The following is a 2393-nucleotide window of genomic DNA, read 5'->3' as shown; positions in this document are numbered from 1 at the left end:
AAACGGGAAACACGTACTCTGTGAAAAACCGATGGGGGTCAACCTGGGGCAGACTTCAGCTATCGTTAAAACAGCGGCAGATAAGGGGGTGTTCTTAATGGAGGCCCTGTGGAGCCGTTTTATTCCGGCCATTGCCAGGGTCCACGACCTCATTATGTCTGGCACTATTGGTGATGTGAAGTACATCCATGCGGATTTTGCTTTTTACGCCCTGGACAGGGATGTCAAAGGCAGGCTATTGAACCCGGAATTGGCAGGAGGCTCTGTGCTGGATATTGGGATCTATCCCATATTCCTTTCGTATCTCCTTTTGGGTGTGCCAGATCATATCCATTGCAATTCGCAGTTTCATGAATCCGGGGCGGAGATACAAACAGGGATGTTATTCGAATACAATACCGCCCATGCACTCCTGTTCAGCAGCTTAGGCTGTAATTCTGAGATGAAGGCAGAGATTGGAGGTACTGAAGGCAGCATCCATCTTCTCCCCAGGTGGCACGAAAGCCCTGGCTATATTTTGGAACAGGGCGGGGAAAGCACCAACATTATGGTCCCTAAAACCGGAAAAGGGTACGTGCATGAGATCGAAGAGGTGCATAGGTGCCTGAGGAACAATCAAACCGAAAGCAAGCTCTGGGGCCATCAGCACAGCCTGGACCTGGTAGCCATCATGGATAGGGTGCGGGAGAAGTCCGGTATTCGATTTCCATTCGAGTAAGGTGACAGCAGGATTAGATGAAAAATTACGATCTTTGGAGAACCACTAACTAACGCACAAAAAAATGGTAATGAACAAAAACACGGTCCTGGCCTGGGCTACCTTTATTATGATCATTGTAGGGCTGGGACTTATCGCACTGGGCGCATTCAGGTATGATGAGATCGCGGGATGGGGCTTTGCCTCTGTAGGTATTGGCTTTTTCGCTATTGCCTGGGTCTTCAACGCACTGAAAGGCAGGGTGTAGCTGGGCACGTATTCCTTTACAAGAATTCTAATTAAATAATTTATTTTAAATGTCTGAAGATAAGAAGGTTATCTTTTCGATGTCCGGGGTGAGCAAGACCTATAAAAATGCCAATACGCCGGTTATCAAGAATATTTATCTCAGTTTTTTCTACGGGGCCAAAATAGGGATCCTGGGCCTTAATGGTTCCGGGAAATCCACATTGCTCCGGATTATCGCCGGAGTGGATAAGAATTTTCAGGGCGATGTGGTTTTTTCACCAGGTTACAAAGTAGGTTTACTGGAACAGGAACCCTTACTTGATGAGGAAAAAACAGTAATAGAAGTTGTCAAGGAAGGTGTTTCCGAAATCGTGGGCATTCTTGATGAATACAACAAGATCAACGATATGTTTGCCCTGCCGGAAGTATATGAGGATGCAGATAAGATGGAAAAACTAATGAACCGTCAGGCTGCGCTACAGGATGAGATTGACGCCTCCAACGCCTGGGACCTCGATACCAAGCTGGAAATTGCCATGGACGCCCTGAGGACCCCTGAGGCGGACAAGCCGATCAAAGTGCTCTCTGGAGGGGAACGCCGGCGAGTGGCCCTCTGCAGGCTGCTCCTTCAGGAACCGGATGTATTACTGTTAGATGAGCCCACCAACCACCTGGATGCGGAATCCGTCCACTGGCTGGAGCACCATCTGGCCCAGTACAAGGGTACGGTTATCGCGGTAACGCACGACCGCTACTTCCTGGACAATGTCGCTGGCTGGATCCTGGAACTCGACCGGGGGGAAGGTATCCCTTGGAAAGGTAATTACAGCAGTTGGCTGGACCAGAAGGCGAAACGCCTGGCTCAGGAAAGCAAGGAGGCTTCAAAAAGACAAAAGACGCTGGAGCGCGAATTGGAATGGGTAAGACAGGGCCCAAAAGGGAGGCATGCCAAACAAAAAGCTCGTTTAAAGAATTACGACAAGCTATTGAACCAGGACCAGAAGCAGTTGGTTGAAAAGTTGGAAATCTATATTCCCAACGGACCGCGACTCGGGACCAATGTTATTGAAGCCAGGGGAGTAAGCAAAGCCTTTGGCGATAAGCTGCTCTACGAAGACCTGAACTTCAAGTTGCCGCAGGCCGGCATAGTGGGGATTATTGGACCCAACGGAGCCGGTAAGACCACTATTTTTAAAATGATCATGGGGGAGGAAGCACCGGATAAAGGTGAGTTCCAGGTGGGAGAAACCGCTAAGATCGCCTATGTAGACCAGAGCCATGCCAACATAGACAACAACAAAACCATCTGGGAGAATTTCAGTGACGGACAGGAACTCATTATGATGGGGGGAAGGCAGGTCAATTCCAGGGCCTATCTGAGCCGTTTAAATTTTTCCGGCAGTGAAAAAAAAAAAAATGTAAACATGCTTTCAGGAGGAGAACGGAA

The 2393-nt window shown here is 48.7% G+C and carries 3 protein-coding genes; all 3 read left to right on the top strand.

The window, feature by feature from the left end; all coding sequences use genetic code 11:
• Positions 1 to 718: Gfo/Idh/MocA family protein (locus AC4E7D_RS14020; RefSeq protein WP_490174400.1), on the top strand; the 718-nt coding region annotated here is incomplete at its 5' end.
• 64 nt (positions 719 to 782) lie between these two features.
• Positions 783 to 965: a CAL67264 family membrane protein gene (locus AC4E7D_RS14015; RefSeq protein WP_490174399.1), complete on the top strand. Its 183-nt coding sequence runs from the start codon at positions 783 to 785 to the stop codon at positions 963 to 965.
• 49 nt (positions 966 to 1014) lie between these two features.
• A partial coding sequence (gene ettA, locus AC4E7D_RS14010; protein WP_490174398.1) for an energy-dependent translational throttle protein EttA occupies positions 1015 to 2393 on the top strand: 1379 nt, incomplete at its 3' end.

This window comes from Lentiprolixibacter sp., assembly GCF_982873095.1.
This window is presented reverse-complemented; position numbering and strand designations above follow the sequence as displayed.

Excerpts from the sequence above, each read along its gene's own strand:
- AC4E7D_RS14015 (WP_490174399.1), top strand. The coding sequence starts at position 783 with ATGGTAATGAACAAAAACACGGTCCTGGCCTGGGCTACCTTTATTATG.